Origin of the sequence: Psychrobacter sp. DAB_AL32B (assembly GCF_002224105.1) — a bacterium.
Lineage (GTDB): Bacteria > Pseudomonadota > Gammaproteobacteria > Pseudomonadales > Moraxellaceae > Psychrobacter.
Genome location: NZ_NEXU01000052.1, coordinates 64,418 through 88,972 on the forward strand (window position 1 = coordinate 64,418; position 24,555 = coordinate 88,972).

Genomic DNA, 24,555 nt, shown 5'->3' on the forward strand with positions numbered 1-24,555 from the left:
GTAAGATTGTTTATACAGTTTGAGACAGTGCAGTATTTATGCCCATGCTAGTATTGATTGATTTTTTAACGATAAAACTAAAATAACTATCATATATTTGTGGGCTTTTAATGCTAGCGTAACGGATGGTTTAATGGTAAATATAATAGAGTAAAACGCAGCTAAATTTTATGGACAGCTGTTTATAGATAACTTTTGATTTTGATAAAAACCAAGCATACTTTTAACTTAAAATAATTAGGCATATATGATGAAAAAACAACCAGCACAGTGGTTACTTAGTGCAGCGTCAGTGGGTATCGCTGGTCTTATTCTTACCCAAAGCTACGGCACGGCAGTGGCTGATAGTAATACAGAAGGCTTTAAACAGACACCTGAGCAACAGGTAACTACCCGCCAAGTAGCCGCATTGCTGGATCGTAGTCATTATCTCAATCAGCCACTCGATACGGCGACAGGCAGCGAGATTTTGTCTATGTATATCGATAGCCTCGATCCAAACCATACGCTGTTTTTGCAATCTGATGTCGATGAGTTTAAGAAAAAATATGCTGATGAGTTCGGTGCTCGTCTTAAGCGTGGTGATTTGTCCGCTGGGGTAGAAGTCTTTGAGCGCTATCGTAAACGCTCTAATGAATATTTTGCCATGGCAAAAAAGATGTTGAAGACGGATCTGGATTTGACCGGTAAGGAAACAATCGTTCTTGATCGTGAAAAGCTCAATCACTTTAAGACCAAAAAAGAGCAGCGTGACTATTGGACGCGCCAGCTTAAGTTTCAGTTGATGAGTATTACTTTGGGTCAAGAAGACGAAAAAGCAAAAGAAAAAGTGTTTTTAGACAATCCAGATATTACTCGCGGGCAGGACCTAGTGCGTAATGATGAACGCACGCCGAGTGAGATTTTGCTCAATCGCTTATCACGTCAGCAAGAGCAGTTTACCCGTCTAAAAGATGATGAGATTATGGAAACCATCTTAAATACGGCGATGCTGACCTATGATCCGCACAGTAATTATTATGCGCCGATTCAAGCCAATGAATTGCAAATCCAATCCAGTCTACAGTTAGAAGGGATCGGTGTTTCGATTCGCCCTGACCGCAAAAACCCAGATTATACTCGTATTGTAACTTTGGTAGATGGAGGTCCAGCGGCCAAATCTGGTCAGATTAAGCCCAATGATTTGATTATTGGTATCGCAAAAGATGGTGAAACCATGACCGATGTGGTCGGCTGGTCAACGCGTGAGATTGTCAGTTTGATTCGTGGCAAGCGCGGTACTTCGGTGACGATCAAAGTGCGTCAGCCCAATACGCCTGATACCAGCGCTCGCAATGTAACGGTGGTTCGTGACATCATTCAGCAAGAAGAATCAGGGGTTACTCAACGCGTCGTCGAAGTGCAACGTCCTAATATTGATAAAACACCAAAGCGCATCGGGGTCCTTGAGATACCGAGTTTTTATTTAAATTACCGCGCCCGCCGTAATGGTGAGGATTACCGTAGCGTCAGTATTGATACCGAAAAGGCACTCAAAGAGCTTAATAAGGAAAATATCGACGGGCTAGTGGTTGATCTACGTAACAATCCAGGTGGCTCGCTCGATGAAGTTGCCAAAATGCTCGGCTTCTTTATTAAAAGCGGTCCAATGGTGCAAATTCGTGACAATCGCGGCAATATTCAAGTCTACGATGATATAGATGGTGGTGAGCAACTTTATAAGGGCAAGGTGGTTGTCATCACCAACCTAGCGTCTGCCTCTGCTAGTGAGATATTTGCTGCAGCGATTCAAGATTACGGTCGTGGGCTGGTCGTCGGTAGCACAACCACAGGTAAAGGTTCGGCGCAAATCCAATTGGATAGCTTAGCTTTAGGTTCTGCGACTTTAACCCAGCGTAAATTTTATCGTATTACTGGTGGCAGTACGCAGAATAAAGGCGTCGTGCCTGATGTTGAATTGGTTAATATCTACGATGACGCGACCTTTGGCGAGCGTGCACAGAAAAAAGCGCTGCCTTGGGATACGATTAAAACGGCGCCGTACAAACCTGAAGGTAAGTTTACGGCTGATACGTTAGCAACGCTTAACCAACAGTCAAAAATTCGCCAGCAGAAAAACCCGCAGTTTGTTTATCTATCAACGCTAAATGATATCCGTAATATGGAAGATGAGAAAAAACCTTTCCCTCTCGATATCAATAGCCGCCGTGCCAAAATGCAGCTGATAGAAAAACGCTCATTAGAAGCTGAAAATAAGCGTCTTATCGCAACCGGTGAGCGTCCTTATGCCAATTGGAATACTTATCAAGCGGCAATGGATGCCAAGTTCGAAGAGCGTAGCCAGATGAAGGCTCTAGAGCGTCCAGAGCTACCTGAAGACGAAGCTTTCATTAATGAAGCTGCTTATATCATGCTTAGTGCCAATCCAAAAGTGCTGGTTAGCCCTGAAGAAAAGTTGTAAAAAGCGCAAGCTTATCAGCTGTCAATGCTGCTATTAAAGGGTTATTAAAAATGCGTGTAAGCATATGCTTACACGCATTGACGTTTAGACCTCTTACTAACCTAGGGTCAATCTGCGATTATAACTGTACGGCACGATTGAATGAATAGCTTCATGGATACTAGGGATTGGTATCTCAAAGATCGCATCAGGGATAGGTGGTTTGCTGATTAGGGATGATAAGGCTGGATGCCTGACCGTTATAAGATACTTCGGGATTAAGTATTGAATAACATTAACATGGATGGTTGGTGATAAAAGCCGCATAATGCTTGTCATTATGCGGCTTTGTTACATCTAACATTTGATAATTCTAAAGAACGATAATTTATATAAAAGCTTTTTAAAAGTTACCCATAAAAAAAGCCAGTAGAACTCTCTACTGACCTTTTACTATTAGACGATGAGTTTTATAATCATTCATCGCCCAAGCATTTCTCATTATATCTACCAGAGATTAGTGCTCAACGCCACCAGCGCCATGTACATGACCATGGTTTAGTTCATCTTCAGTAGCTGCGCGTACTTCTTGGATTTCAACATCAAAAGTCAAACGCTTACCCGCTAATGGGTGGTTCGCATCAACGATTACTTCGTCATCATTGACTTCAGTAACAGTTACCAGCATTACTTGACCGCCAGCTTCTGACTGAAACTGCATACCAGGTTGGATATCATCAACGCCTTGGAAGTTATCACGTGGTACGTGTTGTACCGCTTGTGCTTGGTATTCGCCATAACCATCAGCAGGCTCAACGACAGCATTGACTCTTTCGCCAGCAGATTTGCCTTCTAGTTGTTGCTCAAGACCTGGAATGATATTGCTATGGCCATGCAAATAAGCAAGCGGTTGACCTTCTGGAGACTGGTCAAGGATATTACCTTCGTCGTCTTTTAGCGTGTAGTTGAACTTGACGGCAGTATCTTTTGCGATAGTAGTCATAAATTATCCTAAATATATTGATATTAAAATTTAAATACGGTTGCAATAAACCTAAAAAAGCCAATCAGCCAGCCAAAAAGCCACGTCATTAGTCAATTATCATCAGTTTATTAGGGTAACTTTAGCAGTTAGCCTCTTTAATTGCGATAACTCCCATAACTTTCAAGGTTAAAATAATAAAAAAAGCCAATTAATCGCATAATTAAGTAAATTAACCAAAATTTTTATCATATTTGCTAATTAGCATCTTGCTTGTTTAAGGTTAGCCAGTTGCGTTTTTGGCTAATGACTTCTACCATAGTTACAAACATAAGGATAATAAACGACCATGACTTTATCTTCACATGCTTCTAATCAGCAGATATGCGATATCCATTACCAATTTAACTTTGAGCGTTTTTTTGAACATTTAGTGGACGCCACGCTTACTTTCACCGCAAAGACAGACGCTCCTAGCTTATGGTTACCGGCATGGATTCCAGGCAGTTATTTGATACGGGAGTTTGCTCGAAACATTACGGCGGTACATTATCAAACAGCAAACGAAAATAATGAATACTCCGAATACTATCGTGCCCAAAAAACAGATAAACATACGTGGCAGTTACCAGAAGTTAAAGCAGGGCAGACACTAAAAGTCCATTACGAAGTTTACTGTTATGATTTATCGGTGCGCACTGCCTATGTAGACCAGCAGCGTCTCTATGGTAATTTTACCTCTTTAACATTAGCCGTTGATGGGCAAGAGCATTCAGCTGTACAAGTCAGTTTAATCGTGCCAGTAGCATTTTTTGCTGATAAAGATAAAGACAGCGTTTTACTTGCATGTGGACTTGATGCCACACATTTACAGAGCGATACACAGCATGCGTATAGTCTGCAAGCTAACAGCTATCATGAATTAATTGATTACCCATTTGAGATCGCTGTACAAGAGAAGTTTGATTTTATCATTCAAGACCATAAGCACCAAACGCTCAGCCATCGCTTTTCTCTCTCCGGTAAGCATAATGCTAATATGGGACGGTTACAGCAAGACGTCACCCAAATCTGTCAAAGCTATCTTAACTGGCTAGGTGATGCGCCATTCAATAACTACACCTTTATGACGTATGCCAGCGGGCAAGATTATGGCGGTCTAGAGCATATCAACTCTACCAGTCTCATTACCCCGCGTCGTGATTTACCAAGTGCTAATGAGCCAGAAGTGCCGAGCACCGATTATCAGCGCTTTTTAGGTCTATGTAGCCATGAGTATTTTCATGCATGGTGGGTAAAAACCGTCCGTCCAGATGTGATGCTGGATGTGGATTTACGCCGCGAGGCCTTTACGCCTTTGCTATGGGTGTTTGAAGGTTTTACCTCTTATATTGATGATTTTATGCTGCAAGCGTCAGGTGTTATTGACAAAGCAAGCTATCTCAAACTACTGGCAGAACAGGTTAATCGCTACTATCAAACCCCTGGTCGCGCGCATCAAAGTGTTGCAGAGTCGAGTTTTGATGCGTGGATAAAGCTGTATCGCAATGATGAAAACACCGGTAATGCTGGTATCAGTTACTACAATAAAGGTGCGTTGGTGGCATTATGTTTAGATTTAACGCTGCTTGCAAAAAGTGAGGGTCGTTATCGTTTATTTGATGTGGTTAAAGCTTTTTATAATCAAGCCAAGCAAAACGACAATAAACGTATCGGTATCAGTAGTGCCGATATGGGTGCAGTGATAGGGCGGTTTATGCCGTTGGCAGATTGGGAAGAATTTGAGCGTCATTATGTCAATGGTGTTGAAGAGCTGCCGATTGAAGCGCTGCTAGCGGCAAACGGTATCACGGTGCATAGCAACAGCAAAGAGACGGCTGATAAGTCTATGCCATGGGGCATGCGCTGTACGGAAACGCCAGATGGACTCAAGGTGAATCAGGTACGACGTGGAAGCGCAGCTGCTAAAGCAGGCATATCTGCCCATGATGTCATCATTGCTCTTGATGGTATCAAAGCTGATAATAAGCAGTTGGCAACCCTCAGTCATGCATCGCGCGACGTTGAGTGCCATCTCTTTCGCCGTGATGAGCTGATGTGTGTCAGCGTAGCAGTGAATGTGGAAAGTGAGATAAATGATAGCCAACAAGATAAAGTAGCTACAACCAGCCCGCATAAGGTGAATTTAAAGCTGGAAAAGTTAGGGTTTGATAAATGGTTAACGCCTGACTTTATGAAGTCTTAAAGGGATAGAGTTTTTTAAATCAATGCATAGTAGGTAAGGTTAGTAAGGAATGAGCATGACTCGATCTGATCAATAAATGGTCGGGTTAGGCTGTTATTAATAGGCTGTTGCTAACCCGAGCCAATAATGACTTTCACTTATCAAAAATATTAGCCAAAACGTTGCTGTAAATAAGCAATAATATCATTTGATTCATACATCCACTGAACGTCGCCATTTTCTTCAATACGCAAACAAGGTACTTTGACGCGCCCACCATTCTCAGCGAGCTCACTGCGAAATTCTGGATTTTTTTTGATATCTCGAAATTCGATGGGCAAATTTAATTGATGCATTTGACGGCGCACTTTTATACAAAAAGGACAGGCATAAAATTGATATAGTGATAAATTTTTACAGGCAGCAGTCACTTGCGCTTGCTGTTCCTGACTGCGTACCATTGGCTTACCTTGAGTCAATACACTCATAGCAGCAATGATTCGTCCTAAACCTTCTCGTATCAAATTAACTAACATATAGACCTCTATGGATTATATCGTATGGGGGATGATACCACTTCCTTGTTTAAATACTCAGTTAAGCGGTAATATCTGTAAATTAAAAATCTATAATGAATTAGGCTGTTTTTAAGAGTTATCTTTCTAGCATCTAGCATCTAGCATCTAGCATCTAGCATCTAGCATCTACTGAGCACTACCAGTTAGATTATTACTCTCTTTGGCATCAAATGATGTTCTCGTAATCCAGTCTTGCATTACTTCGATTTCAGGCTGCTGAGAATCGATGATGTCTTGCGCCAATTGCCGCATTTCTTCATCAGTACCGTATTTGAGCTGTACTTTTGCCATATCCACTGCGCCAATGTGATGCGCAAGCATACCGCGCGCAAACGCCATGTCGGGGTCAGGGTCAGCGATACCCAACACCATATCGCCACTCAAGACATCCATGCTTCTCGCATACGCCTGTTGCATGGCTTCGGTATTGGGCTTAGGCTTGGGAGCATCAGGGTGGCTGGCAAGCCATTTGTTCATAATATCAATCTCAAGCTGTTGTAAGTTAATAATGTCTTCTGCAAGCTTAAGCATCTCGTCATTATTACCATATTTCAGCTCAATCTTTGCCATATCTATGGCACCGCGATGATGCCCCAGCATACTTTTTGCAAACGCCGTATCAGGATCGTTATAACCCATACCAACCATCATCTCATTATGCATACTGGTCATCGACTTCGTATAATCTTTGAGCATGTCCGTCATTTGTGTCTCGTCTACTATAGCGTCGCCTTCAGTCATATCAAGACCAGCATGAGCGTCCATATCACCAGGAATTTCAGACTGCTCAGTCGTAGTCGGTGTCGCTTCTTGTACTGGTATTACCTCGCTATTATCTGCTGCTGGCTCGCAAGCACTTAGCAACAGAGCAGCAGAAATACCAGTAGCGAACAAGGCAAAGCGATGAGAAGCGGTCATGACATATCCTTACTATAAATAAGACAAACGATCAAAAATAAGATAAACAATAAGCAAATAAAGCAAGCAGCTCATATATAACGTAGGTTGAAATCTTAACAGATAAACCTTACTCGTTCAAAACGCTATGTTTAACATGTCGTAATATATCTACTGAGTACAACAGTTAAGCGCTTTAGAGCTAATAAAGGAAAAAGGATAGGTTAATTTAAAATGCCTAATTGCTGACAATGTCCGCTATTTAGGTGAATACGCACAAACTCGCCAACGCCCAGTTCTCCAAGCTCAAACCCTGCAACTGACCAGCGAATCAGGCGCAGACAAGGTAGCCCTACATGCGCCGTCATCCGCCTAACTTGGCGATTTTTACCCTCATATATAGTGAGCATCAACCATGACGTCGGTATATTTTTACGCTCACGAATAGGCGGATCGCGTTGCCATAGTGTCATAGGTAATTCTGCTTCAACGACCAACACAGCGGATGCTGGCAAGGTTTTCCCATCTTTTAATACAACCCCAGATGCCAGTTCGTTTAGCTGCGCAGCAGTTGCCACACCTTCCACTTGCACCAAATAAGTCTTGCCCTGTTTTTGTTTGTTTTGCGCAAAATTCTTAGCAGATGGTGGTTGAGTAATGGCCTTATTAATTCGTCCATCGCTGGTCAAAATCAATAATCCTTCTGAGGTTGCATCAAGCCGACCAGCGATTCTAAGAGATTTGTCCGTAAAATATTCTGATAGGGTGGTGTGGTCATTATTACTGTCATCACGGAATTGGCTTTGTACTCCGTAAGGTTTGTTAAATAAAATAAGGCTAGAGCTGGACATAAAATAGCGTTTCCCAAAAATAAAATGACTGATAGCAGGTCATACATTATAAAAATTAATACATGAATAAAGTATAAAGCTAATGGCGTGTCGCATCTTAAGTTTATCTTATTGTACAAATATTTATAATGCTGTCATCACCATGACAAAACAGCTAGCATAACAGAATGCCAAGGAAGCTTAAAACACATAATATATATCAAGGAGCATCACCTCATGTCATATAACAAGGTTATCGTACCAAGAGACGGCGAAAAAATAACGGTAAACGCGGATTTATCCTTCAATGTGCCAAACCATCCGATTATTCCTTTTATCGAAGGTGATGGTATTGGCGTAGATATCACGCCTGTCATGATTAAAGTGGTCGATGCGGCGGTAGAAAAAGCGTATAAAGGCAAGAAGTCAATCGTTTGGATGGAAACCTATTGCGGTGAAAAAGCCGCCAAAATCTACGATGGCGAATTTATGCCAGAAGAGACGCTTGAAATCTTACGGGATTATGTCATCAGTATCAAAGGTCCACTGACCACGCCAGTTGGCGGTGGTATGCGCTCCTTAAACGTAGCCCTGCGTCAAGAACTTGATCTATACGTTTGTCAGCGTCCTGTCCGTTGGTTCGAAGGCGTTCCAAGCCCCGTCCATCATCCTGAATTGACCGACATGATTATTTTCCGTGAAAACTCAGAAGATATCTATGCGGGTATCGAGTGGAAAGCGGGTAGTGAAGATGCGATCAAAGTCATTAAGTTTTTAAAAGAAGAGATGGGCGTTACGAAGATTCGTTTTCCAGAAAATTGTGGTATCGGTATCAAGCCGGTGTCAAAAGAAGGGACGCAGCGTCTGGTCCGTAAAGCAATCCAACATGCCATCGACAATGATTTACCCAGTGTGACGCTCGTGCATAAAGGTAATATCATGAAGTACACGGAAGGTGCGTTTAAAGAATGGGGCTATGAGCTTGCCGCCGAGCGCTTTGGTGCCCAATTGCTAGATGGCGGTCCTTGGATGACGATGAAAAATCCAAAGACGGGTTACGAGATTATTATCAAAGATGTGATTGCTGATGCGTTCTTACAGCAAATACTGATGCGTCCTGCTGACTACTCAGTAATTGCGACGCTAAACCTAAACGGTGATTACATCTCTGATGCGCTAGCAGCAGAAGTCGGTGGTATCGGCATCGCCCCAGGTGCCAATAAGGGTGGCGCTATTGCGGTCTATGAAGCGACTCATGGTACAGCGCCAAAGTATGCAGGACAAAATAAAGTGAATCCAGGTTCATTGATTCTTTCTGCTGAGATGATGTTAAGAGATATGGGCTGGCTTGAGGCGGCTGACTTGGTAATCAAAGGTATCCAAGGCGCTATTAAAAACAAAACCGTCACTTATGACTTTGAGCGCTTGATGCCGGATGCCATCCTACTAAGTACCTCTGAGTTTGGTAAAGCGATTATCAAGCATATGAATGCTTAATGGTATGATGAGCTTTATTACTTAAATTATAGTTAAACACTTCAAAAACGAGGCAGGGCTGCTGGGATGAATTTTTCGCAGCCTCTGTCACGTTTGCGAACAGCAAGCTAGAAAAATTTATCCCAGTAGAACGTGGCTACTAATTATTAATGTATCGATTTAACTGTACTCTGACTATCTTTATAAAAGCATAAAAAAGCCATCTATTAAAAATAGATGGCTTTTTTATGCGGTTGAAAAATTCTCATAAATCCAAAGCTCTCAAAAATGACAGCCAAAAAAACACCTCAAAAATCTTTGAGGTGTTTTATTTTTCCTAACTTGAGCCCAGCTAGCTGAGCCCAGTTTATAGATAATTTAAAGCTGGTTTAGAGCCAATTACAATGAGGCTAATATATCATTGAATAAGGCACTTGGACGCATCGCTTGCTCAGCCAATGCTTCATCTGCTAAGTAGTAGCCTTTAAGATCGATAGGTTTGCCCTGAGCTTCGTTTAGCTCTTTAACGATACTTGCTTCATTGCTCTCTAACTGTTGCGCAAGTGGCGCAAATTGCGCTTTTAGATCGCTGTCTTGATCTTGCGCAGCCAGCTCTTGAGCCCAGTACATGGTCAGATAGAAGTGACTACCACGGTTATCTAGTTCACCAGTTTTACGTGATGGCGACTTGTCATTTAATAACAGTTTTTCGGTCGCCGTATCAAGCGTATCCGCCAATACTTGAGCCTTGGTATTACCGTCATTCTGTGCCAAATGCTCCAAAGATACCGTCAAGGCTAAAAACTCACCTAATGAATCCCAACGTAAATGGTTTTCTTCAAGCAATTGTTGAACGTGCTTAGGTGCAGAACCACCGGCGCCTGTTTCAAACAAACCGCCGCCTTTCATAAGCGGTACGACTGACAACATTTTAGCACTCGTTCCTAACTCTAGAATTGGGAATAAATCGGTTAGATAGTCGCGTAAGATATTACCAGTAGCAGAAATCGTATCAAGACCACGAGCAACGCGCTCTAAGGTATAACGCATCGCACGAACCTGCGACATGATTTCAATATGCAGACCATCGGTGTCGTAATCTTTTAAGTAGGTTTGAACCTTTTTGATCAACTCATTTTCGTGTGGACGGTAAGGGTCTAACCAAAAGATAACTGGCGTATCTGATTCGCGTGCGCGGCGTACTGCAAGTTTCACCCAATCTTGGATAGGCTCATCTTTTACCTGACACATGCGCCAAATATCGCCCTTTTCAACACGTTGTTCAAGCAATACTTCATCAGTTTCTTCGTCAACAATACGAGCCATACCTGCATCGCTCGCTTCGAAGGTTTTATCATGCGAGCCATATTCTTCTGCTTTTTGTGCCATCAAGCCAACGTTAGGGACAGTACCCATCGTCGTTGGATCAAAATTGCCATGCCATTTACAGAAGTTAATCATTTCTTGATAGATACGAGCAAAGGTGGACTCAGGCATGACGGCTTTACAGTCATACATTTTACCATCGGCGCCCCACATTTTACCACCTGAGCGGATCATAGCCGGCATAGAAGCATCGACAATCACGTCACTTGGTGAATGGAAGTTGGTGATACCTTTTGATGAATCAACCATAGCAAGGCGTGGACGATGTACTTGGCAAGCATGTAAATCGCGCTCAATTTCTTCACGCTTACTGGCTGGCAACTCGGCAATTTTTTCATACAAACTTGCCATGCCGTTATTAACGTTAATACCTAACTCGTCAAAGAAAGCGCCATGTTTGCTAAAGGCATCTTTATAGTATGTTTTAACCGCATGCCCAAATACGATAGGATGCGATACTTTCATCATGGTGGCTTTTACGTGCAATGAAAATAAAATACCAGCTTCGCGGCAATCTTCCATTTCACGCTCATAAAATTCAAGCAGCGCTTTTTTGCTCATAAACATCAGGTCGATGACTTCTTTGTCCAGCAAAGCAATTCCTGATTTGAAGACATTAATAGTGCCATCTTCAGCGACGCGCTCCATACGTACGGTACGCGCTTTATCTAGAGTGATAGATTGCTCACCAGCATAGAAGTCGCCGCTGTGCATGTGCGATACGTGCGTCTGTGACCACTGTTTCCATTCACCCATAGAATGCGGATGTTTGCGCGCGTAGTTTTTGACCGCTTTCGGTGCACGGCGATCTGAGTTACCTTCACGCAATACAGGATTCACCGAGCTGCCTAGGCTTTTACCGTAGCGCTGACGGATTTCTGTCTCTTCATCGGTTTTTGGATCATCTGGGAAATCAGGTATCGCATAGCCTTTGTCTTGTAACTCTTTAATACAGGCTTTTAGCTGGGGGATAGAGGCACTGACGTTAGGCAGTTTAATAATATTGGTATTAGGATCTTGCGTTAGTCGACCAAGCTCAGCGAGGTTATCAGGAACGCGTTGTTCTTCGTTTAAGTACTCAGGGAATTCAGCCAGCACGCGAGCTGCAACAGAGATATCAGTGCTTTCAACCTCAATGCCTGCCGTGTGAGTAAAAGCTTTAACAATAGGCAAAAATGAGAGGGTCGCTAGCGCTGGTGCTTCGTCAGTTTTTGTATAAATAATTTTTGACATTAGTAGGACATTCCTTTTGATTGTAATTAATAATAAGGCACAAATATAATTTAATAATGCTATACAGCCCTTATGTAGTAATGGGCCATGCGGTTAGACTAAATAGCTTATAGCTGTTTTTTTATAGGCAGTCTCTTGAAGACTTTCGAGTCTACTTAGAGTTTTTCTTTCGTTAAGAAGGCAATTTGACTGTCTTGTCTGAACTGCCTGAAAGTGAATGGCGGACGCCACATTATAGTTAACTAATTATAAATCAGCTGCGATGTCAATCTCGCATAATGAACTAAGTGTAGCGTTTTCGCTTGTTTCTAATATATCTGAATTACATTAAGCTATTAAGAGCCTTATTCTACCAGTCATCTGATAAAATTTCATCCTTTCTATACAAACGCTATTCTTTAATATAAATAATAAAGCGCATAGTCACATTGTAGATACAAGTAACAGACAAGCCGCCTCTAATGCTATTTTAAAAAATTAATCAATCATAAAAAGTGATCTATATTCCTGTAGATAGCTTTTTTTATGGTTGATTTATAACTATTTAGAAATCGTTTTTATCTATTTTGCTCATTTAGTCTGCAAATTGTGACAGCATATAAGTAGAATTTTGCTAGGCTAAGCGTATACAAAAATAAAAAGTGAGCATTATGAGTTTACAGTACGCACTACTTGGCGATATGAGCTGGCAGAATCGAGCAGAGTGGCAAATACCAGACACCCCTTTTATGTCATTCGCTTTTTGGCAGGCGCTCAGTGACACCGGAGCGATTGGCGAGCAGGCGGGCTGGTTGCCTATTTATGTGTTGATATATCGAGTAGAGGATTCTAGTAGCACAGCGATAACAGATTCTTTAACAGCATCATTGGCACCATTGTCATCATCGCCATTAGATATATCAGAGCCGATTGCAGTGATGCCAGTATTTGTAAAGGGTCATCATCAAGGCGAGTTTGTATTTGATCATGCGTGGGCGCAGGCATATGCACAGTATGGTCTCGACTATTATCCTCGGCTAGTCACTAGTGCACCTTATACCCCAGTCACTGGCGAGCGTTTATGGTTGGCGCGTGGCGAAAAACTGAATGCTGAGATTGTGCAAACTGCGATTGCAGGAGTAGATGATATTGCTCAGCAAGTTGGTGCGTCAGGTTGGCATGGACTGTTTGTCACGCCTGAGTTTGCTGCTATCGCAACCACGTTAATGCCCGTTGATACCGATATCAATCTTGGTATTGAAGCCCAAAATCCTGCTTTTGATTCGACATTTGCTTATACGCCGATACTTGAGCGCCAAGGCTGCCAGTTTTTATGGCAAAATAAAAATCTCAGTCATAATGATGAACCATTTACTGACTTCGAAGGATTTTTAGCGACGCTCAGAGCCAAAAAGCGTAAAACCATTCGTGCTGAGCGACGAAAAGTCGCTGAGCAAGGTATCACTTGCCAGCGAAAATGCGGTGATGAGATTACTGAGGCAGACTGGAAAACGTTTTATCATTGTTATGTGATGACCTATGCGATACGTGGACAACAGCCGTATTTAACCATGGATTTTTTTAAAGCACTGGCGAATGGTATGGCTGAGCACCTAATGTTGGCACAAGCCGTTGACGTAAATGGTGAAATTATCGCTAGTAGTTTGTTTTTATATGATAAACCCGATAGTAAAAATGCGACTTTATACGGTCGTTATTGGGGTGCGCTTGGCGAGTATGATAGCCTGCACTTTGAGCTGTGTTATTATCAAGGTATTGAGTTTGCGATCGAGCAAGGCTTAATTTATTTTGACCCCGGTACACAAGGCGAGCATAAACTGATTCGTGGCTTTGTCCCTACTAAAACGCACTCCTTACATCGCATTTATGATTCGCGTTTTGTACCAGCGATTGGCGATTTTTGTAAAAAAGATCGTCTACATATGGCGCAGTATCGAGAGCAGGCATTTGAGGCTTTGCCATTTAATATTGATAATATGCCAATGTTTGATAGTGCTAATGTTTGATAGTACTAATGTTTGATAGTACTAATGTTTGATATAGTTCATACACTTTTAAAAGAATACAGCGTTGCTGGAATGAATTTTTCGAAGCCTCTGGAGTGCAAAGCACACAGCAAGCGAGGAAATTTTATACCAGCAAAGCACTGTTTGACTTGTATCTTTTTTATTTAGACCTGACTATAGCAATGATTAATCTTCTTTCTTCTTTAACAAGCTTCTATTTAATAAGCGCCTATTAGCCATAAACTATGACCAGTACTCTTTCTTGTATTACCAATTCATCACCTCCGGCTGAGCTATTATCTTGGCTAAATACCGAAGGCTCTCTTACTGCCTTGCTAGAGGAAAAAGCAGGGCAGCCGCTACGCGTAGAACGCAGCTTTGAGGGTTATCGATTATTGTCTTTAATACAAAAAAAGCAATTAGGGCTGCAAGGTGCGGCGTTGAGTCGTCCATTATTAGCGTGGGTACGTGAGGCGCAGCTATACGGTAATGATGAGCTGCCATGGGTGCAAGCTCAAAGTATTTTTCCGTTATCAAGTTTGCAGGGTCGCGCGCGCCGTCTTCAACAGTTAAAAAGCACACCGATTGGCTATGTATTGTTTAAGCGCAGTCGCACCTTACCCAATCAACGCTTTATCGAACATACAACAGATGGCTGGCAACGGCAGACGCTTTATGATTGGTATGGGCGCAAATTACTGATTAGTGAGACGTTTTTGCCGCAATTCTGTCAAACACAGTTGGACCTTTAAATGCTTCATTAGCAAAATAAAATGATCGACCAATTGGTCAACTATTATTTCACTCTTTATTATTAAGAGGTTTTTAGTTAATAAATGTCTTATAACTTCATAATTTGTATTTGGGTTATGTATTCGCAAAATACTGATTGATATGTATTTATAAGAAATAAATATCACCATGTAGGCTACTCAATATAAGGTGAGATTTTTTTGCGGTCGTAACATAAATTTTCATGTTACACTTAAACTTTAGCGATGATATCGATGCAAGCGCGTATCGAATTTATTGTTAAATCTGACAAGCTAATAACAAGCACACTACTTTTGCTTGCCTACTTCAAACTTCTTTTGTTACTTACTTCTTTTCAATGAAAGTTACTACTAACGACAGTCACAACTTAGGATTTTACTATGTTTAAAGATATTTCTATCAAAGATTTTGATCCCGTACTTGCTGAAGCCATGGCTGCTGAAAGCGTTCGTCAAGAAAACCATATTGAGCTTATCGCTTCAGAGAACTACTGCTCACAAGCGGTTATGGAAGCGCAAGGTACCGACCTGACCAATAAATACGCTGAAGGCTATCCTGGTAAGCGTTATTATGGTGGTTGTGAGCACGTCGACGTCGTTGAACAATTGGCCATTGACCGTGCAAAAGAGCTATTCGGTGCCGAGTATGTCAACGTCCAGCCGCATTCTGGTAGCCAAGCAAACTCTGCTGTTTTCTTAGCATTGTTAGATGCCAATGATACGGTTCTTGGTATGAGCTTAGACGCGGGTGGTCACTTGACGCATGGCGCGCATATCAATTTCTCAGGTTTGAACTACAACGCTGTACAGTATGGCTTGGTTGAAGAAACTGGTCTTATCGATTATGACGAAGTTGAGCGTTTGGCAAAAGAGCACAAACCTAAAATGATCATCGCTGGTTTTTCAGCGTATTCACAAGTGGTCGATTGGGCGCGTTTCCGTGAGATCTCTGATGAAGTTGGCGCTTATTTGTTAGTTGACATGGCACACGTTGCTGGTCTAGTTGCTGGCGGTGTTTATCCAAACCCAGTACCTTTTGCGGATGTGGTCACTACCACAACGCACAAAACCTTACGTGGCCCACGCTCAGGTATGATCCTTGCTCGTGATGAGAAGCTGGCGAAAAAGCTAAACTCAGCGGTATTCCCAGGCAACCAAGGTGGTCCATTGATGCACGTTATCGCTGCCAAAGCGGTATCATTCAAAGAAGCATTAGAAGACAACTTCAAAACTTATCAGCAGCAAGTGGTTAAAAACGCCCAAGCAATGGCGAAAGTAATCATCGACCGTGGCTATGAAATCATCTCTGGTGGTACTGAAAACCATCTGATGCTGATCAGCTTAGTGAAGCAAGAAATGACGGGTAAAGAAGCGGACAAATGGCTTGGCGATGCGCACATTACTGTGAATAAAAACGCCGTTCCAAACGATCCTAAATCTCCGTTTGTGACTTCAGGCGTGCGTATTGGTACACCAGCGATTACTACTCGTGGCTTCAATGAAGCGCAAGCCGCTGAATTGGCTGGTTGGATTTGTGATGTACTAGACAGCCGAGGCGATGAAACAGTCACCGCTGAAGTACGTGGCAAAGTAGAAGCTATCTGTAAAGAGCTTCCTGTATATGCTAAAAACCAGTAATTTTTAATCTGCTCTTATTAAGAGTTGAATAAAACAAAAAACCGCTTAGCTTAATGGTTAGGCGGTTTTTTTGTGAGTAATATAATGATAGATTGGTATAGGTTATGGATTACAAGCTAAATCTTCAATAGACAGCCGTTAAAGAGTAATAAAAATGACAGACTATGATATAGATGAATTACTCGAGCAGTTAGGGCAGCATCCTGATGATGATAATTTATTAGCGATAATTGCGCTTTACTATATCGAAAATCCAGAGGGTGATAAGGACTTAGAGTATTTAGAAAAAGCTTACCAAACTAATCCTTCGATAGAAAATACCCATAATTTAGCATTTCAACTAAATCGAGAGTACTGGAGTGAAGAAAAGAGGGGTATAGAATTACAAAAACAGGCTCTTCTTCTGCAACCACAGTCTTATTATCCATATGCGAGCTATGCTCAAATGCTCAGCTTTGATGTTGGGTTAACAGACGATAGCTTTGCTTTTAAGTCTGTCGAGCACTATCAGGAAGTTATAAAGTACTGTTTGATAGCTATGGATAAGTATTCTAATGCGCCACTCAAACATCGTCAGTTGTACCCACTAATTCCTATCGGTTTATATAACAATATTGCATGTAGCTGTACTATGTTGGATGACTATGATCGAGCGCTTAGTTATTTTTTACAGTGTATACAATTATTAGAAAATCTGAATAGCTATGATTTTGGAGCAGCAATATCGCAAGCTATATTAGATGATGAAAAATATAAGCTTTTACTCAATCAAACTCGACTGTATATTTTGATAGGAAATAGGCAACAAGCATTAATGCTATTAAGTCAATTACAGAAAAACACCCAGTGTGATAACTTAGATATTGCTAACCTTTATGCAAGAATAGGCGAATATGAGCTGGCAAGTGAAATGGTTTCAGATAATTATATATAGTCAGTCTTTTATAAATAAGATACAATTGTTTTAAAACAGGCGAAATGGTATAAGAATATATGACCTATTCAGCAGACTTCCGAGCGCAAGTGATCAAAAGTGTTAAAAATAAAGACATGAGTATTCGTGAAGCGTGTACTTTCTACAATATTAGTAAAACCGCATTACAGCGCTGGCTGAAAAACCCAAACATCAAACAAACTCGGAAGAAACCACCCAGTAAAATACCGAATGACGCACTATTAAAAGATGTTGAACAGTATCCAGACGATTATATGTACGAGAGAGCACAGCGTTTAAATTGTAGCAAATCAGGTATTGAGATTGCCTTAAAGCGCCTTGGTATCAGTCAAAAAAAAGACCTTAGGACATCCAAAAGCATGTCCAATCAAAAGAGCGGAATATCAGAGTAAGCTTGATCGTTTTATGAAGCAAGGCTATCCCATCATTTTCATGGATGAAAGCGGCTTTGAGGCTGAAACTATTCGCCCTTACGGCTATGCACCAATAGGAAAACCTTGCATTGATCGCTACAACTGGCAAGCAAAAAAGCGTACTAATGTCATTGGTGCCTTATATGAAAAGATGCTATTTGCCCTGGATTACTTTGAGCAGAATATCAATAGCCGTATATTCTATGACTGGTGCAAGTTCACGCTTATTCCAAGCCTTAAAACGAAGTGTGTGATCGTTATGGATAATGCTCGTTTTCATAAGAATAAGCGTATTCAAAAACTACTGAACAGACATGGCCATCGTATTTTGTGGCTGCCACCCTATAGTCCTGACCTAAATCCCATTGAAAAGAAGTGGGCACAAGCTAAGTTTCTACGACAAGGGTGGATGGAGAATAATCTACCTAAACTGTTTCGTGATATGGGATGTATCTCTTTTATTATGGATTAACTATAGATGATTCATGGGAATGGATATGGTATGCCATCTACCAAGCTGATCAAGATAAATGGCATAGGATGAAACAAGTTACGCTTGAAAACGAAGTCAAATCGTTGGCTGAATCTCAAGCTGAGGCTGAAAATTATCGAGTAGCAAATGAGCTAGATTTACTTGAACAAGAAAATGAAGCTATAGAACATACAAAAAATGTCATTAGTAATATAAGAGTTAGGCTAAAAGCTGATAGTTATCATAAGCCTGACGATAGTATAAAAAAAGAATTCCTTAGAACATTTTTTGGCTGTTTATTGTTTGGTTGTCATGTACATGGTAATTTAATGGACGATACTATGGCAATGAGTGCACAAGAATAATCGAGTATTAAAAAAGGCTGAGCTACATTATCGTAGTCCAGCCTTATTCATTTTAGTCTAATTACGTTGCATTAATAGCTTAGAACGGTATCTTAGTAAATATCTGCAATACCGTCGCGTTAACGATATCGACAAAGAAAGCACCAACCATCGGTACAATCAAAAATGCCTTTGGTGACGGCAAATAGCGATCAGTAACTGCCTGCATATTAGCAATAGCAGTTGGCGTTGCGCCCATACCAAAACCAGAATGTCCGGCTGCCAAAACGGCGGCATCATAATCTTTGCCCATGATTCTAAAGGTGACAAAATAAGCATAAGCAATCATGACGGCAGTTTGCACAAGTAAGATTATCAAGACCGGTCCTGCCAAATCTGTTAACTCCCATAGTTTTAAGGATAACAGTGCCATGGCTAAAAATAGGCTTAACGAAGCATTACCAATCACATCAATCGCGCGGTCAAACATATCAAAGTTAAAGACCATGGTCAGCGCATTACGAATAATCACGCCGCCTGCCAATGCCCAAACGAAGGTTGGCAACTCAAATGCCGTGCCCTCTGCAACGATGGTCATCAAATCGGCAAACGCTAAAGCGCCTGCAAATAATGCCAGACTTTCAATGGTAGAAGAAGCGGTAATCAGACGAATGTTATCCGGCTTTTCAAACATCTCTTCATGTCTGTCATCACTATCTTCGGTGTGTTTGGTACTGTATAAAGACTGCTGACCAGCAAGCTTTTCAACGTCACTTTGATTTGGATTTATGGGTGCTGGCTTAATGCCCATTTTATTGATCAATCTGCGTGCAACAGGACCACCAACCAGACCGCCTGCAACCAAACCATAAGTAGCAACGGCAATACCGAGGGTTGTGGCGCCAACCACACCGTATTGTTCTTCTAACACAACACCCCATGCCCCTGCAGTACCATGCCCGCCTGTTAGAGCGATAGAACCTGTGACCAAACCGAGCAGTGGATCAAGCCCAAGTGCGCTTGCCATTGCCACCCCAACCACATCCTGTAAAACAATAAAAACAGATACAACGATGGTAAAAATGAGTAACGGTGAGCCACCTGCTTTAAGGCGTCCAAAATCGGCACTCAGACCAATTGAGGCAAAAAACATCAGCATAGTCGCTGTTTGTAGACCTTGGTGAAAGTTAAAAGTATAACCCCATAGCAAATTAAGCGCATATACGATTGCGGCAGCAACTAGACCACCCGCGACAGGCTCTGGAATATTAAAATCTTCCAAGAACTTAATTTTCTTAACCAAGAAGCGCCCAAGTAACAGCACTAGTGTTGCAAATATTAGCGTGTAATATCCATTTAGTGTAACTTCCATAAGTTAATCCTTTCTATAAATATAACTCTATAAATTAACCTGAATTCGGGATAAATCTGTTTTTATCTCGAATTTAGATTCCTGTGATATTAGCGACTAAAATCAGTCGTTTGATGCCACAATAATCCATAATTGTGGTTTGCCAAAATCGTTATAGGCGTCCTCAACGATGCGTTTAAAGACATTAAAGTCCTCAGTATTTATTTTTTCCACCTCATTTACGTAAATCTTTAGGTATTTTATATCGCTATCAGTCAAACAGTCCCAAGCACTGTCCCAGTTATGCGAAAAATAACTGGGGAAACTACCTACTTTTGCTAAGCTAGTCAATAGAGTTTCTTTATTTAAGACGTCGCCAATAGGAATGTTAATCGCTTGTTCAGGAATACTGCCAATAAGGGCAGAGCTGTTTTGATTAATGTAATAAATCGCTTGGCTCATATCAGTTTACCTCCAGTTTTTTGAAGCTATCATAATGATCGATAGTCAAATAATAAATGGTCGGTGGATAACCGCCGGTGACAATGCGTCTGGCGCCGCGGTGAGAAACACCTGGCGTGGGTACGGTATATTCGCGATAGTAGCCTTGTGACTGCGTAGGCAAGCTGCCTTCTCGATTATAAAACGTCGTGCCATCTTTATTAGGATAAGGAAAAGGACCACCTTGCTGAATCAGCGCAATGGTTCGATCTATCTGCACATCACCGGTGATAGCAGTTGCGTTTGAGGTGCTGGCTGATTCAGAGGAAGTCTGCGATATCGTATCCGGTTGCGTACTATCTGCAAAAAGACTGGATTTTAAATCTGCAAAGAAGTAAACCGCGACAGCAATAATGGCGATCAAACTAAATAGGGTAGATAGAGAGCTTTTTTTAGGTTGATTGTTACGATGGTTTTTTATTTTATGATTTGTCTGAGTACTCTTGGAGTCATTTCGACCAGTATTTTTTGCACGGCGATGAGCTGAATTTGGCACTGAACTTTTTGAATCTGCGGTTTCTAATATGCTCAACTCATTAGAGGTGACTTCAGTGGCTCTCAATTGGTTTTTAGCGTTTCGTTCACTATTAAAATAAACGCGTTGCCCTTCGCTGATTGGCTGTGATAACCGCACTGTACTCACATGAAAAAACACATCTTCACTTTGATTATCGACATTGATAAAGCCATAGCCTTTATCTGAATTCCAATGCTTAATCGTGCCACTTTGCATGGGCGTATCATCCTGTCGATAAAGTTTTTGCAGATAAAATAATGCTTATATGTCATATATAACATATTTATTAAAAATAAAAAAACGCCAGCAATTAAGCTGACGTTATGTAACAATTATACTGCAGACAGGCCTACAAATTGTATTGAAGACGTAATAATTTAAGCGCGCGTTTCACCATGTCCATAAACAATCCACTTTTGTGACGTTAGACCTTCGAGTCCAACGGGTCCACGCGCGTGAATCTTGTCGGTTGAGATGCCAATCTCAGCGCCAAGACCATACTCGAAACCATCTGCAAAACGGCTAGAGGCATTAATCATGACGCTTGCTGAGTCAACTTCGCGGATAAAGCGTTGCGACTTGGTATAATTATCAGTAATGATGACGTCGGTATGATGACTGCCATGGGTATTGATATGTTCAATCGCTTCATCAATGCCGGATAGGATTTTAATCGCTAAGATAGGAGCGAGATATTCGGTATCCCAGTCCTCGCTTGTTGCGGCTGATAAATGACCTTTAAGGCTGGCATTATCATTTAAAATAGCTTGCGCTTTATCATCAAGACGCAGTTGCATGGCATCATCAGCTTTTACGATTGCTTCAGCAATTTTTGGTAATAGCTCATTGGCAACGGATTCATCAACCAATAGGGTTTCCATGGTATTACAAGTGCCGTAGCGATGGGTTTTAGCATTAACGCTTACTTTAATGGCAATTTCAGCATCCGCATCGCTATCGATAAAGGTATGACAATTACCGTCTAGGTGTTTGATCACGGGGACGCGAGCATCACGGCTAATACGCTCAATCAAGCCTTTACCGCCACGTGGTACGATGACATCGACATAGTCAGTCATAGTAATAAGCTCACCGACGGCAGCGCGGTCGGTGGTTTCTAGCACTTGGACACTATGCCCAGACATAGCGACTTTCTGTAACCCTTTTAAGATGCACTTAGCAATCGCTTGATTGGATTCAAATGCCTCAGAACCACCACGCAGGATAATAGCGTTACCTGACTTTAGTGCCAAAGAGGCAGCCTCTAAAGTCACGTTCGGACGCGATTCATAAATCATACCAACCACACCAAGTGGCACGCGCATTTTTCCTAGATGAATACCAGATGGCTGATAAGTCATGTCTGTGACTTCACCAATAGGGTCTGGCAGCGCCGCGACGTCTTTTAAACCTTGTAGCATAGCGTCGAAGCGAGCATCATTGAGCTCTAAGCGATCAAGCAGAGCGGCGTCTAAATTGTTCTTTTGCCCGTTATCCATGTCGATTTTATTGGCGGCTAAAATATCTTGTTTGGCATCTTTTAGCGTTTCATGAATCGCCATAAGTGCTGAGTTTTTATCGCCAGTATTAGCAGCAGCGAGTGCCCTTGATGCCGCGCGCGCTTGCTTACCGACCGTTTGCATATAAGCGGTAATATCTGTGGTATTCGATTGACTCATAAATCTTATTCCTTATATTTATAAATTAGCGGTTTGTAGACCCGTAATGATAGACCCTAGATTTTTATAAAATTGTCGAAAATAAATAAAAGCAGCTAAAATAGCTGTAAAAGTAACTAAAAAGGCAGTAAAGCTGCCAAATATCATCAATAATCTACAAAGATATGGTTTTCAGCACCCTTATGGCGCTCTGCTATTTAACATAGAGGAGATTACGACGATAGTAAAGTCGATTTTGTGAACAAAGACTGTTTCTGCAAGCGTTGCAGTGTCTTTTTACGACGTTATTTTTTTATGCTTAATTCTATATATTTAGTCTTGTCCATTTAATGAGATAGCCGCTATTTTAAGACCAGTTTATTGTTACGTATTTTTAACAGAAGTCCGCTGTAATTGCTAAGGTAGTGGCTATCAATCGTGAGTATAGTAAGTCATAAGCGGTTACGTGGTTTTTCAGCAATTTCTAAGTAATTGTTAATAATAATGCTTAAATGCTCAATACTAAAAATGGAGAATAAAAATGGCAATTGACAATAATCAGGTTCAAAAAGCTGGCATGTATAAAAGCTGGCTGACTGTGGGATTGGTAGCAGTGGCATTAACGGTAAGCGCCTGCGGTAAAAAAGAAGAGGCTCCTATAGAAGCTGCACCAGCAGTCGATGCACAGACTGCGGTAGAAGAGGAGGCGACGGGCGTTGCCACTGCAGGCAGCTCTGATGATATTGCTGTTGCAAGTGCCGATGCCAATGCTAATGATGGTATGGTCGTCGGTAGTAATGATGATGTTGCCGTGGCGACTGCTGATGATGCAGAAATAATGGATGGTAGTGAGAGCGAAGAGCATATTTCAACTTACTAATTCAGTAGATAAAACAGCGCTAACAGTATTAAGATGATAAAATGAGGCCTATAACTGATTGCGCGTTATGGGCTTTATTTTATAGAGGCTATTTTAACGCCCAAAATCTGAAGATCAGCAGCTATAGATCTTGCCTTTTTTCTACCTCTCTTTTTTATTCACATTTTCACTCATATTTATTGGAAGTCTGCTAAACCATGCTTGATACTGCAAAGAATCCGACTCGGCCTATCGCCTTAGATTTACAAGACCTCCATAAAAGCTTCGGCTCATTGGATGTGCTAAAAGGGGTGTCTCTCACCGCCTATGATGGCGACGTCATCTCTATTTTAGGCTCGTCCGGCTCAGGTAAGTCGACCCTGCTGCGCTGTATCAATTTGCTTGAAAAGCCCAATCAGGGTCGCATCATCATCGGTAATGATGAGCTGATGCTAAAGCCTGCTAAGTCAGGCGAGCTGCAAGCGGCTGATATCAAGCAGTTAGAAAGCTTGCGCGCGCGCGTGGGTTTCGTATTCCAAAATTTTAATCTATGGCCGCACAAAACGATTATACAAAATATAATCGAAGGGCCAATGCAAGTTTTAAAAATAAAAAAAGACCAAGCCATTAGCGATGCTGAAAAACTGCTCGATAAGGTTGGTCTGCTCGATAAAAAAGATGCGTATCCTGCAAACCTATCCGGTGGTCAGCGCCAACGTGTCGCTATCGCCCGCGCCCTCGCGATGCAGCCTCAGGTTCTATTGTTTGATGAGCCAACTTCTGCATTAGATCCGGAGCTGGTCAATGAAGTGCTTGCCGTCATGCGAGAGCTGGCAGCAGAGGGACGCACTATGCTGATTGTGACCCACGAGATGCGTTTTGCTCGTGAAGTTTCGAGCAAGGTTGTGTTCTTACATCAAGGTATTGTTGAAGAGATTGGTACCCCTGAACAAGTCTTTGATAATCCTAAATCTGAGCGTGTCAAAGATTTTATGGCATCGCATCGTCAAAACTAATCATTG

Annotated in this window: 22 protein-coding genes; 12 read left to right on the top strand and 10 right to left on the bottom strand. The window is 41.7% G+C overall.

Going from position 1 to position 24,555, the window contains the following annotated elements; translation table 11 throughout:
* Positions 1–250: 250 nt before the first annotated feature.
* Complete coding sequence (locus CAN34_RS06135; protein WP_079690808.1) at positions 251–2,461, top strand: carboxy terminal-processing peptidase; 2,211 nt, start codon at positions 251–253, stop codon at positions 2,459–2,461.
* 96 nt (positions 2,462–2,557) lie between these two features.
* Here the strand turns inward: CAN34_RS06135 and CAN34_RS14230 are convergent, their stop codons facing one another.
* Together CAN34_RS14230 and CAN34_RS06140 are read right to left on the bottom strand one after the other, a co-directional pair.
* Positions 2,558–2,767 (bottom strand): hypothetical protein, encoded by a 210-nt coding sequence (locus CAN34_RS14230; RefSeq protein ID WP_165767620.1) that lies wholly within the window; start codon positions 2,765–2,767, stop codon positions 2,558–2,560.
* 190 nt (positions 2,768–2,957) lie between these two features.
* Positions 2,958–3,443 carry a peptidylprolyl isomerase gene (locus CAN34_RS06140; RefSeq protein WP_079690809.1) on the bottom strand — a complete coding sequence of 162 codons (486 nt, stop codon included), beginning with the start codon at positions 3,441–3,443 and terminating at the stop codon, positions 2,958–2,960.
* A gap of 328 nt (positions 3,444–3,771) precedes the next feature.
* Here CAN34_RS06140 and CAN34_RS06145 point away from each other — a divergent pair, with 328 nt between their 5' ends.
* Positions 3,772–5,667 carry a M61 family metallopeptidase gene (locus tag CAN34_RS06145; RefSeq protein ID WP_089554899.1) on the top strand — a complete coding sequence of 632 codons (1,896 nt, stop codon included), beginning with the start codon at positions 3,772–3,774 and terminating at the stop codon, positions 5,665–5,667.
* Positions 5,668–5,816: 149 nt separating this feature from the next.
* Here the strand turns inward: CAN34_RS06145 and CAN34_RS06150 are convergent, their stop codons facing one another.
* The 3 genes from CAN34_RS06150 to CAN34_RS06160 form a co-directional block, all read right to left on the bottom strand.
* Positions 5,817–6,182 carry a glutathione S-transferase N-terminal domain-containing protein gene (locus CAN34_RS06150; RefSeq protein ID WP_089554900.1) on the bottom strand — a complete coding sequence of 122 codons (366 nt, stop codon included), beginning with the start codon at positions 6,180–6,182 and terminating at the stop codon, positions 5,817–5,819.
* A gap of 168 nt (positions 6,183–6,350) precedes the next feature.
* A complete protein-coding gene (locus CAN34_RS06155) occupies positions 6,351–7,142 on the bottom strand; it encodes a DUF305 domain-containing protein (RefSeq protein ID WP_089554901.1) in 792 nt (263 codons plus the stop codon).
* Positions 7,143–7,345: 203 nt separating this feature from the next.
* Entirely contained in the window at positions 7,346–7,972 is a 627-nt protein-coding gene (locus CAN34_RS06160; RefSeq protein WP_089554902.1) for an rRNA large subunit pseudouridine synthase E, read from the bottom strand.
* A gap of 216 nt (positions 7,973–8,188) precedes the next feature.
* Here CAN34_RS06160 and icd point away from each other — a divergent pair, with 216 nt between their 5' ends.
* A complete protein-coding gene (icd, locus tag CAN34_RS06165) occupies positions 8,189–9,448 on the top strand; it encodes an NADP-dependent isocitrate dehydrogenase (protein ID WP_089554903.1) in 1,260 nt (419 codons plus the stop codon).
* 378 nt (positions 9,449–9,826) lie between these two features.
* Here icd and CAN34_RS06170 read toward each other — a convergent pair whose 3' ends face one another.
* Positions 9,827–12,046 carry an NADP-dependent isocitrate dehydrogenase gene (locus tag CAN34_RS06170; RefSeq protein ID WP_089554904.1) on the bottom strand — a complete coding sequence of 740 codons (2,220 nt, stop codon included), beginning with the start codon at positions 12,044–12,046 and terminating at the stop codon, positions 9,827–9,829.
* Positions 12,047–12,696: 650 nt separating this feature from the next.
* On the opposite strand from CAN34_RS06170, the gene CAN34_RS06175 reads away from it, so the two are divergent.
* The 7 genes from CAN34_RS06175 (at position 12,697) to CAN34_RS06205 (ending at position 18,668) form a co-directional block, all read left to right on the top strand.
* Positions 12,697–14,052 (top strand): GNAT family N-acetyltransferase, encoded by a 1,356-nt coding sequence (locus CAN34_RS06175; RefSeq protein ID WP_089554905.1) that lies wholly within the window; start codon positions 12,697–12,699, stop codon positions 14,050–14,052.
* Positions 14,053–14,297: 245 nt separating this feature from the next.
* Entirely contained in the window at positions 14,298–14,804 is a 507-nt protein-coding gene (locus tag CAN34_RS06180) for a chorismate lyase (RefSeq protein ID WP_089554906.1), read from the top strand.
* Positions 14,805–15,206: 402 nt separating this feature from the next.
* Positions 15,207–16,463, top strand: coding sequence for a serine hydroxymethyltransferase (gene glyA, locus CAN34_RS06185; protein WP_079690817.1), 1,257 nt, complete (start codon positions 15,207–15,209; stop codon positions 16,461–16,463).
* Positions 16,464–16,617: 154 nt separating this feature from the next.
* Positions 16,618–17,397, top strand: coding sequence for a hypothetical protein (locus CAN34_RS06190; RefSeq protein WP_089554907.1), 780 nt, complete (start codon positions 16,618–16,620; stop codon positions 17,395–17,397).
* 59 nt (positions 17,398–17,456) lie between these two features.
* Entirely contained in the window at positions 17,457–17,810 is a 354-nt protein-coding gene (locus CAN34_RS06195; RefSeq protein ID WP_089554908.1) for an IS630 transposase-related protein, read from the top strand.
* Positions 17,737–18,303: an IS630 family transposase gene (locus CAN34_RS06200; protein ID WP_121509224.1), complete on the top strand. Its 567-nt coding sequence runs from the start codon at positions 17,737–17,739 to the stop codon at positions 18,301–18,303. The genes CAN34_RS06195 and CAN34_RS06200 overlap by 74 nt, the downstream gene beginning before the upstream one ends.
* A gap of 68 nt (positions 18,304–18,371) precedes the next feature.
* A complete protein-coding gene (locus tag CAN34_RS06205) occupies positions 18,372–18,668 on the top strand; it encodes a hypothetical protein (RefSeq protein WP_123891907.1) in 297 nt (98 codons plus the stop codon).
* A gap of 79 nt (positions 18,669–18,747) precedes the next feature.
* Here the strand turns inward: CAN34_RS06205 and CAN34_RS06210 are convergent, their stop codons facing one another.
* The 4 genes from CAN34_RS06210 to CAN34_RS06225 form a co-directional block, all read right to left on the bottom strand.
* Positions 18,748–20,019: a sodium/glutamate symporter gene (locus tag CAN34_RS06210; protein WP_079690819.1), complete on the bottom strand. Its 1,272-nt coding sequence runs from the start codon at positions 20,017–20,019 to the stop codon at positions 18,748–18,750.
* A gap of 102 nt (positions 20,020–20,121) precedes the next feature.
* Positions 20,122–20,460, bottom strand: a complete 339-nt coding sequence (locus CAN34_RS06215; protein WP_089554911.1) for a barstar family protein — start codon at positions 20,458–20,460, stop codon at positions 20,122–20,124.
* A 1-nt stretch (position 20,461) separates the two neighbouring features.
* Positions 20,462–21,232 (bottom strand): ribonuclease domain-containing protein, encoded by a 771-nt coding sequence (locus tag CAN34_RS06220; RefSeq protein ID WP_089554912.1) that lies wholly within the window; start codon positions 21,230–21,232, stop codon positions 20,462–20,464.
* A 161-nt stretch (positions 21,233–21,393) separates the two neighbouring features.
* Complete coding sequence (locus tag CAN34_RS06225) at positions 21,394–22,695, bottom strand: glutamate-5-semialdehyde dehydrogenase (protein ID WP_089554913.1); 1,302 nt, start codon at positions 22,693–22,695, stop codon at positions 21,394–21,396.
* Between the two features lie 520 nt (positions 22,696–23,215).
* On the opposite strand from CAN34_RS06225, the gene CAN34_RS06230 reads away from it, so the two are divergent.
* Together CAN34_RS06230 and CAN34_RS06235 are read left to right on the top strand one after the other, a co-directional pair.
* Positions 23,216–23,554: a hypothetical protein gene (locus CAN34_RS06230; RefSeq protein ID WP_089554914.1), complete on the top strand. Its 339-nt coding sequence runs from the start codon at positions 23,216–23,218 to the stop codon at positions 23,552–23,554.
* Between the two features lie 197 nt (positions 23,555–23,751).
* The gene (locus CAN34_RS06235) at positions 23,752–24,549 is read left to right on the top strand and encodes an ABC transporter ATP-binding protein (protein ID WP_089554915.1); all 798 of its coding nucleotides are present in this window, start codon (positions 23,752–23,754) and stop codon (positions 24,547–24,549) included.
* Positions 24,550–24,555: the final 6 nt, after the last annotated feature.

What these genes read in the sequence shown, in the direction of transcription:
- glyA (WP_079690817.1), top strand. Translation starts at nt 15,207, where the DNA reads ATGTTTAAAGATATTTCTATCAAAGATTTTGATCCCGTACTTGCTGAA.
- CAN34_RS06225 (WP_089554913.1), bottom strand. Translation starts at nt 22,695, where the DNA reads ATGAGTCAATCGAATACCACAGATATTACCGCTTATATGCAAACGGTC.
- CAN34_RS06220 (WP_089554912.1), bottom strand. Translation starts at nt 21,232, where the DNA reads ATGCAAAGTGGCACGATTAAGCATTGGAATTCAGATAAAGGCTATGGC.
- CAN34_RS06215 (WP_089554911.1), bottom strand. Translation starts at nt 20,460, where the DNA reads ATGAGCCAAGCGATTTATTACATTAATCAAAACAGCTCTGCCCTTATT.
- CAN34_RS06195 (WP_089554908.1), top strand. Translation starts at nt 17,457, where the DNA reads ATGACCTATTCAGCAGACTTCCGAGCGCAAGTGATCAAAAGTGTTAAA.
- CAN34_RS06235 (WP_089554915.1), top strand. Translation starts at nt 23,752, where the DNA reads ATGCTTGATACTGCAAAGAATCCGACTCGGCCTATCGCCTTAGATTTA.
- CAN34_RS06230 (WP_089554914.1), top strand. Translation starts at nt 23,216, where the DNA reads ATGGCAATTGACAATAATCAGGTTCAAAAAGCTGGCATGTATAAAAGC.
- icd (WP_089554903.1), top strand. Translation starts at nt 8,189, where the DNA reads ATGTCATATAACAAGGTTATCGTACCAAGAGACGGCGAAAAAATAACG.
- CAN34_RS06170 (WP_089554904.1), bottom strand. Translation starts at nt 12,046, where the DNA reads ATGTCAAAAATTATTTATACAAAAACTGACGAAGCACCAGCGCTAGCG.
- CAN34_RS06160 (WP_089554902.1), bottom strand. Translation starts at nt 7,972, where the DNA reads ATGTCCAGCTCTAGCCTTATTTTATTTAACAAACCTTACGGAGTACAA.
- CAN34_RS06205 (WP_123891907.1), top strand. Translation starts at nt 18,372, where the DNA reads ATGAAACAAGTTACGCTTGAAAACGAAGTCAAATCGTTGGCTGAATCT.
- CAN34_RS06145 (WP_089554899.1), top strand. Translation starts at nt 3,772, where the DNA reads ATGACTTTATCTTCACATGCTTCTAATCAGCAGATATGCGATATCCAT.
- CAN34_RS06150 (WP_089554900.1), bottom strand. Translation starts at nt 6,182, where the DNA reads ATGTTAGTTAATTTGATACGAGAAGGTTTAGGACGAATCATTGCTGCT.
- CAN34_RS06135 (WP_079690808.1), top strand. Translation starts at nt 251, where the DNA reads ATGAAAAAACAACCAGCACAGTGGTTACTTAGTGCAGCGTCAGTGGGT.
- CAN34_RS06140 (WP_079690809.1), bottom strand. Translation starts at nt 3,443, where the DNA reads ATGACTACTATCGCAAAAGATACTGCCGTCAAGTTCAACTACACGCTA.
- CAN34_RS06155 (WP_089554901.1), bottom strand. Translation starts at nt 7,142, where the DNA reads ATGACCGCTTCTCATCGCTTTGCCTTGTTCGCTACTGGTATTTCTGCT.
- CAN34_RS06180 (WP_089554906.1), top strand. Translation starts at nt 14,298, where the DNA reads ATGACCAGTACTCTTTCTTGTATTACCAATTCATCACCTCCGGCTGAG.
- CAN34_RS06210 (WP_079690819.1), bottom strand. Translation starts at nt 20,019, where the DNA reads ATGGAAGTTACACTAAATGGATATTACACGCTAATATTTGCAACACTA.
- CAN34_RS06175 (WP_089554905.1), top strand. Translation starts at nt 12,697, where the DNA reads ATGAGTTTACAGTACGCACTACTTGGCGATATGAGCTGGCAGAATCGA.
- CAN34_RS06190 (WP_089554907.1), top strand. Translation starts at nt 16,618, where the DNA reads ATGACAGACTATGATATAGATGAATTACTCGAGCAGTTAGGGCAGCAT.
- CAN34_RS14230 (WP_165767620.1), bottom strand. Translation starts at nt 2,767, where the DNA reads ATGCGGCTTTTATCACCAACCATCCATGTTAATGTTATTCAATACTTA.